Origin of the sequence: Pseudaminobacter soli (ex Zhang et al. 2022) (assembly GCF_014595955.1) — a bacterium.
Lineage (GTDB): Bacteria > Pseudomonadota > Alphaproteobacteria > Rhizobiales > Rhizobiaceae > Kumtagia > Kumtagia pseudosoli.
Window position 1 is genome coordinate 1 of the sequence record NZ_JABVCF010000035.1, and the last position, 7597, is coordinate 7597.

Here is a 7597-nt window from a genome sequence, read left to right on the forward strand (position 1 = left end):
TGGCATAGGGCCTCAGCCGCTCGATCGGCCACTGCTCGATGGCTTCCGGTGCGAACTGGATGGTCACGCTGCCCCCGATGATCGAACTGGCTCCGGACTCCGCTGCTGGACCCTTGGCTGGATCCGCCTGGACCCCGGATCCAGGTGGAGTCCACCCACTCAGACCCAGAACATCAACGCACAATCAAAGGCTTACGCGGTCAGCAACCGGGTCTATATCGGTGAGGCCGTGCACAGGGGTAAAGCTTATCCGGGCGAGCACCAGCCGATTATCCCGAAAGACCTCTGGGACAAGGTCCACTCGATCCTGGCGGACAGTCCGCGGAAGAGGGCAGGGCAGAGCCGGCGGCAGACGACTGCACTTCTCAAGGGCCTGATCTTTGCCCCGAACGGGCAGGCGATGAGCCCCACCCATACACCCAAGGGCGGCAAGCTCTACCGGTACTATGTCACCCAGTCGGTGCTGAAGCTCGGACCCGACACCTGCCCGATCCGGCGCATTCCGGCCGGCGAGATCGAGACAGCGGTGATCGACCAGCTTCGGGCCATTCTTGCCTCGCCCGAGATCATCGTGCGGACCTTGAGGGAGGCATGGCAGGCGGAACTGGAAACCGTGGCCGCCAACACGGACGGCATGGAGGCCGACACTCACACAGAGCAGGCCGACAGCAAAGTGTGCAATCAGCCGGACTCACCGAAGCAGAGGTTCGCGAGGCCCTGCTCAGGCTGGATCCGCTCTGGGACGAACTCTTCCCGGCAGAGCAGACGCGGATCGTCCAACTGCTGGTGGAGCGGGTGGATGTCCGCCTCGAAGACGCCAGCATCCGGCTGAGGACCAATGGATCGCCAGCCTCGCCGGTGAACTAGGCAGGATCGGAACTCGCAAGGAGGCAGCATAATGGAGGGCAGCTTCCGGAACATCGGCGCGGCGGCGGTAAGGGGCGACGAGCGCACGGTCACCGTGCATGTGCCGCTCAGCTTCCGCCGCAAGGGCGGGCGCAAGGTCGTCATCTCACCCACCGGCGAAGAGCAACGCTTAACACCCGTCCGCTACATCGATGACGCCCTGCTTCGCTCCCTAGTCCAGGCCTTCGAATGGAAACGCATGCTGGATGAGGGCGAATACGTAAGCTTCAGCGAGCTTGCCGGCGCCACGAAGCTCAACCACTCGTTCGTCTCGCGCGTCCTTCGTCTAACACTCCTGGCGCCTGACGTGGTTGAAGCGATCCTCGACGGTGAACTCTGGTGCAGCGACAGGCATTCCTTCGCGGCCTACCTCAGTTGGGCCGAGCAGTTGCCCTGATTGACAGCGTAAATCGCAACACACGCATGATGCGAACCAGCAGTTCGAACCCCGTCCCCTCCGCCAATACGCCGCTATGCTGGCGTCGACGTGCATTGTGTTGACATATAGTCGCTCGGCGCGGCAGGCTGCCCACGCTAGCCAATCTGTAGGTCCGACGTCGGCCATTTCGCCGCGTCGAGAGGGACGATCGCTCGACTGCCGCCAAGGAACCCTGCCCATGCTGAATATTCCATCTGTCACCCCCGCGCTGGCTGCGGTTGCGCTCCTGCTATCTGGCGTACCGCAAGCCGTAGCGGAAACGATTTCGCCAAAGGTTCTGGTCGTCACAATGTTCGGTGGCGAGGCGAAGCCCTGGCTAGAGGGTGAAAAGCTGGAGCGGAAAATCGCAGTTCCGGGATTGTCGAAGGAATACCCGGAGGTGGCCTGCAACGATCAAGATCTTTGCATGATGACCACTGCTATGGGTTACGCCAACGCCGCAAGTTCAGTTTCTGCACTGGTTTACAGTGGCCTTTTTGATCTCAAGAAAACCTACATTCTGATCGCCGGCATCGCCGGCGTCGATCCGAGTGACGGCACGCTGGGCTCCGCCCATTGGGCGCGATTTGCGATCGACGGCGGCCTTCGTCATGACATTGACCCGCGACAGATCGAGGCGGATTGGCCAAGCGGCATCGTGGCCTTGGGTGCGAGCCGGCCGGGCGAAAAGCCGAAATGGAGCGCCGGCACCGAGGTCTATCAGCTCAACGAGCAGTTCCTACAGAAGGCATTTGCCCTGAGCAAAGATGTCGAGCTTGCCGACAGCGACGATGCGAAAGCCTATCGCGCCTCATATCCCGCTGCACCTGGCAATGCGGAGCCGATCGTCAGCATCTGCGATACCGTGTCGATCGACACCTATTGGCACGGCTCGAAGCTCGCAGAAGGGATGGGCGACTGGACGGCAATGATGACCGATGGCAAGGCGAATTATTGCACGACGCAAATGGAGGATAACGCTTCACTAACAAGTCTCAAGCGGGCCGCTGATGCAGGGCTTCTAGACTTTGACCGTGTGGCCCTGTTGAGGACGGCATCCAATTTCGACCGAGAGGGACCGAAGCAGACGGCGGCGCAGTCGCTCAGCGCCAAGTCCGGTGGCTTTGGCCCAGCAACTGTCAATGCCTATCGTGTCGGCGCAGAGGTGGGTCACGCGATTATCGAAAACTGGGCTGCCTGGGAAAGCGGAGTTCCAGCCAACTAGGCGAAAAGCTACCGCAAGGGCGGGCTAAGGTCGTCGTCTCGGCAAGAGGCGAGCAGCAACGGTCAGCGCCCGTCCGCTACATCGATGACGCTTTGCTGCGTTCTTTGGTCCAGGCTTTCGAATGAAGGCGGATGCTGGACGAGGGCCGCCAGCGTTAGCGAGCTTGCCTCAGCCATGAAGCTCAATCACTCCTTCGTCTCGCGCGTCCTTAGGCTGACATTGCTGGCGCCTGACATCATCGAGGGAATCCTGGACCGCAGGCAGGCTGAAGCGGCTCAGCGGCAGGAGCTACTGCGCAATCTCCCAGAATGCTGGGCTGAACAGCTGTCGTAACCCCTATTTAGACGCCACAGATTTAGCCGTTCCACTCGCTCTTGCCACGACTGATGAACGAATGCAGTGCACAGCGAAGGTGGTCGCTTGCGGTATTCTTAGTCGACTCCGAAAACGGTCGTTCCTTCAGTTGAGGAGGAAACGTCTGCAGTGGTCGATGGCGGCACTTGCGCGTCACATGCCATCTACAAGGGCGAATCGAGACGGTGCGGGCGGATTAACGACCGCTGATCTAGTGGCGTACCCGGCTTGGCAACTACGAAGTGTTGAAAGCGTCAGTCTATCATAGGACCGCCGGCGTGGCGACTTGCTCAGAGCAAGGTGATGCGATTATTCACGATGTGAGCATCGAAATCAGACTGTCGGACAAGCCAGTGCGCTTCGCGCGCGCAACACACACTCCGGGTTTTCGCGAGAAGCGTATCGTTGCGTCTACGCCTTGAGGATTTGTATCGCTATGGCTGCGCAAACAGGGCCTCGATACGGCAGAGATTTATTGGAACCAGACGCGTAACTTCTTCGAAGCGGCAAAAGACCTGCCGACCGAATCCGCGCCGCTGCCGCTCTACTACGCCTTTCTGAACGCCACCAAGACGCTGCTCGAGGCTAAAGGCGTCGTCTACAATCCCTATCATGGCATCCAAGGCTTCGACATGCGAACCCCGGCCAACGGCCGGATTCGGCTCGACAATGAGGGCCTGAAGATCAAGGGCGGCGGGGTACTACCCGCTCTGATCGGCTATTTCGGCGAAACCGAGACCACTACCAAGTACAATCTCGGGGAGATCCTTTCCAACCTAGCATTCATCCACCGTGCCTATGCGGTGAGCTATAGCGCTCGCGAGATGTTCCTCAGCATCGGCAATCCGCGCTATGTGCGTGCTGGTCCGGGCCAGGCGCGGTTTGAGGCCGATCTGCCTAGCGAGCATTGTCACGGGCAGACTGTCCGCACCTTTCCCGCAGCCTTCCGAATACGCGAACTGACCGAAGCCGAATGGGAGGACACTCTCTTCGAGAGCGGCTATGTGATCGAGACCGTTGGGACCTTCCCTTGGTCTGGCGCGCGCCGGCCAAGTAACGCAGACATGGCTTCGCTATGCGCGTTCCACCGGCGGTTACGCCTAGACATCAACTATATCAGCGGTGCGCGCCCCAACTGGTATCTCAAGCGAACGCTGGCGAACACCAGCCGCATTCAGCGCAACAATTTGACCCTAATGTTCATGGCGATGCACCGCGTTAGTGAGATCGCGCGGTATAAGCCGGTCGAGCTGAACCGGGTGCTCGCAGGCAGCAAGAACTGGTTAATCTACGAATTCGTTGAAGCGGCGCGCAACCAGTTCATTGACGAGATCGCCGCGGAAATCACCGGCTTCGAGATCTCTCCGGCGGCCGTGCGGCAAGGCATGTTCTAGGCGTCGTACACCGTGCGACGCCCAAGCCTGCGCTGCAGTCCAATCCGGGTAGAGGTCGGTGCCGATCGTCTTCGCGAACGCTCGCTCGGCGTCGAACCGACCACGGTTCGAAAAGACGAATCGTGATGCCATGAACACCTGGCCGCTATTCTCGCGATCGACCATCTCCTCGTTGAGCGTACCGGGGAGAGGCAGTCGGCGAACTTGCCGAGCTTGCGGAACTTGTCGTGGCGTGGGTGGCAGTAGAGCACGACACGCGGCGATAAGGGATAGACGAGGTAGGTCTGGCGCGAGAGGATGCCCGCGCGCAGCCATTGGCGGTTGTCGTCCGTGCTGAAAGCGATCGGATTGTCGGACGTGATAAGCGGCGTGGTGCTGTCGTTGCGCGCAAAGATCCAGATCGAACGCCGAAAACGCTTGGCTAGGGGTCCGATCAGGCGCTGATCCCACGTCAGATCATGGGCTTCGCGCAGCTCCCGCTCATTGACCGGCGTTCCGCGACCGGCCTCTATCAACGCGGACAGGACCCCGCGCGTGTCGGCGGTGCGCAGGAACTGGACCGCCAAGTACAGCGCGAAGATGCCGCGATTGATGCGCGGGATCGGCACGACGTCGAGCGTCGCCATGTCTTCAAGCCGCTCGAGCCATTGGCCGCTGATCAGCGCGACCTCCCCCTCAAGGTTTGAGAGCTGCTTCTGCATAGTCAACGGATCGTGGCCGTCCGCCTCGTACTGGGTCAGCCGGTAGAACTGCGTCGCCGCGGCGATTCTGCCGGGCGCGGTCGGGAAGATTCGGTCGGCCTGCTTTTCCCATGTCCATAACCGACCCGTGTCATCGGTGAACCGGCGTAGATGAAACTGCGGCACATAGTGATGCAGCTTGGGCGAACTTATGGGATGATGCGTCACCCCTCAGTCATCCGAGGTGCATGAACGCGATCGCGGTCGCAAACCGATCGGTGTTTTCGGGTTGAAGGATGTTGATAGGGATCCATAGACCTGCAGATAGTAGCGCGCCGCGCGCGAAATCAGGCAATTCATTTTAAAGCTTCGCTTACGTAAGCTGTAGTTTTCTGGACCAAATCATGCATGATGATTCTTGCCAACTACCGGGGGGACGTGGGCAAGACCAAGGTCGGAACAACCGATTCAATTTTAGCGGCTCTGCCGGTGCCAACACCATGGCCGAATGCGAATGCTCGACTTCTCGGAGTCGGCGCAGGCCTGCCGGTTAAGCCCCTTGATCGGCTTCCCCAGTTCAGCGCAGCAGAGTTTGAGCGCCTAACCCTCGAATGGCCTCTGATTACCTCGCGACCAAGATGCCCGGAGTCTTCGAAGTGCAGCAGCGCCGCGGTGCAAGGGACAAGGGCCGCGACATTGTCGTCTGGCTCGACCCGCCAGGCGCAGCCCCGCGCCGTTGGCAATTATACCAATGTAAGCACTATGGGGCGGTGCTCGGAGCGGGGACCGCAGCCGAAGAGATCGGCAGGGTACTCTACTACACCTCGATCGACGACTACATCGCTCCCGAAGAGTACTGGTTCGTAACCCACAAGGGTGTTACCTCCCCGTTTCAGGACCTTCTCGACGATCCGAAAAAGCTGAAGGGCTTCGTCCTCGACCACTGGAATCAGTACTGCGCGGAAAAAAATCACAAGGACGAAGAAGATCGAACTGGCCGGCGAGTTCAGAGCGCACGTCGCTGCGTTCGACTTCAGCATCCTCCGCGCGAAGCAGCCACTCGACCTCATCGGCGAACACGCTAAGACACGTTATCACTTGGCGGTGTTCGGCCTGCCGCTGATCGATCGGCCAAAACCCCCTAAACCACCCTCTTCAGTTGCCGCCGTCGAAACCGGTTATGTCGCCAAGCTCTACAAGGCGATCGGAAAGAATCTCGGTACGTCCGTGGCGCATGTCTCCGATTTTGCACACGTGGAAGCGTTACAGAGATTGTTTGATCGTTCAAGGATTGCATTCTACTGCGCGGAAGGACTGAAAGAACTTGTACGGGATCAGATGGCAGGCGCGGCCTTCTTTGACACCCTGCTGGAAGAGTTCTGCGATGGCCTCTACCACAACTACAATGAGCCTTCGCTCACCGGTCTACAGCGTCTCGCCGGTACGGTTAAGGCTGCCCAGCAGCTTCAGCTAGGCGGCCACATCCTAGAGCCCCATGTCCGGGCGAATGACCGCGAAGGCATGTGTCATCAGATGGCCCCGATATCGAGCAGGCATTCTGGGAATCGCTCACTACGCTAGATGATGGTCTCCAAGTGATTATCATCGAGAACAAGGAGCCTCCCCCCGACGTTGCAGATGCGGTTCACTACGAGTGGTTTGCTGGCGACACGGCCCAGCCGGATGAGCGCGTAAGGTTCATCCCAGGAAATCGGCCGAAATCTTCACGGCCGTCCTCCTGATAATACGGGGAACGCGTACCCTATTGGGCAGAACTGTCCTGAGATGGCCTGCGCCTGGAAGTCGTCTTCGTGTCAGCTATATACTTCAATCCCACTGGTGGAACGTCTGCAGTAGCGCTTCTAGCGCCCAAAGATGCCCTTTCGCTTTCGGCCCAATCAAAGCTCTACGCAGCGTAGACTGCTCCTAGCGCGATACAAATCGTGCTTCGTTCGGTTGCTGGTGCATACGCTCGGCGGAGATTCTCTCCAACTGACACAATCTGTGGAGTCAAAAAGATGAACAAAATCAAAGCTCGAAAACCTTGTGTCGGATTTGCGCAGTCACAAGGTTTGGAGAAAATCGGCCCGGAGAGAGCAAATTGGGGCGAAAAGCGAGACCCGCCAGCACAAGGTTTGCGCTGAAAACCCCGGAAATCCTGGGCTTCTGAGGCCGCTAGCATGGAGCGGAGACTATTTGGCGGATTGGGAGTGGTAGAGGGAAGGGGACCGGGATCCAACCTTCTCTGGCCCAAATTGACGGTGAACGGGGCAAGTATGAAGATGGGCAGTCCATTCATCACACTCACCCCTCATCCATCACAAGCTTCAGCGTTTGCAGCAGGCGCCTATGGGAGTGGCGATAATCACTGTAACGTTCGTAATTGCTTACGCAAGATCACCCGGCAGACCGGCGGGGCCGGCGGAACGTTGGGGCTACTGCCACTGAATGCACCGACAACGGGTCACGCATCCGTGAACAATAGGCCGATGCTCGGCGTACGGGGGTGGGAGAGTGCGGTGGACGCTCCAACGGAGAATTCGCTGTGAATCGGCGTGCAATTTTGACCCCTTAGCAGGGAGGATCGGCGTCCAAAATTGACCCCCCTCATTCAGTCGAT

General features: G+C 59.2%; 7 protein-coding genes. 6 read left to right on the forward strand and 1 reads right to left on the reverse strand.

The window, feature by feature from the left end; genetic code table 11:
• The 4 genes from HUI96_RS28870 to HUI96_RS28885 form a co-directional block, all read left to right on the forward strand.
• A partial coding sequence (locus tag HUI96_RS28870; RefSeq protein ID WP_237684465.1) for a recombinase family protein occupies nt 1-832 on the forward strand: 832 nt, incomplete at its 5' end.
• A gap of 66 nt (nt 833-898) precedes the next feature.
• The gene (locus HUI96_RS28875; protein ID WP_188258150.1) at nt 899-1303 is read left to right on the forward strand and encodes a hypothetical protein; all 405 of its coding nucleotides are present in this window, start codon (nt 899-901) and stop codon (nt 1301-1303) included.
• A gap of 220 nt (nt 1304-1523) precedes the next feature.
• Nucleotides 1524-2549 carry a purine-nucleoside phosphorylase gene (locus HUI96_RS28880; protein WP_188258151.1) on the forward strand — a complete coding sequence of 342 codons (1026 nt, stop codon included), beginning with the start codon at nt 1524-1526 and terminating at the stop codon, nt 2547-2549.
• Nucleotides 2550-3373: 824 nt separating this feature from the next.
• Nucleotides 3374-4297, forward strand: a complete 924-nt coding sequence (locus HUI96_RS28885) for a YaaC family protein (RefSeq protein ID WP_337918706.1) — start codon at nt 3374-3376, stop codon at nt 4295-4297.
• On the opposite strand, the gene HUI96_RS28890 is transcribed toward HUI96_RS28885, so the two are convergent.
• Nucleotides 4294-5205, reverse strand: a complete 912-nt coding sequence (locus HUI96_RS28890; protein WP_188258152.1) for a DUF4238 domain-containing protein — start codon at nt 5203-5205, stop codon at nt 4294-4296. The two genes, HUI96_RS28885 and HUI96_RS28890, sit on opposite strands and share 4 nt — an antisense overlap.
• A gap of 383 nt (nt 5206-5588) precedes the next feature.
• On the opposite strand from HUI96_RS28890, the gene HUI96_RS29215 reads away from it, so the two are divergent.
• Together HUI96_RS29215 and HUI96_RS29220 are read left to right on the forward strand one after the other, a co-directional pair.
• Nucleotides 5589-6062, forward strand: a complete 474-nt coding sequence (locus HUI96_RS29215) for a hypothetical protein (RefSeq protein WP_210320376.1) — start codon at nt 5589-5591, stop codon at nt 6060-6062.
• A gap of 19 nt (nt 6063-6081) precedes the next feature.
• On the forward strand, nt 6082-6558 hold the full coding sequence (locus HUI96_RS29220) for an ABC-three component system protein (RefSeq protein ID WP_337918708.1): 477 nt from the start codon (nt 6082-6084) through the stop codon (nt 6556-6558).
• Nucleotides 6559-7597: the final 1039 nt, after the last annotated feature.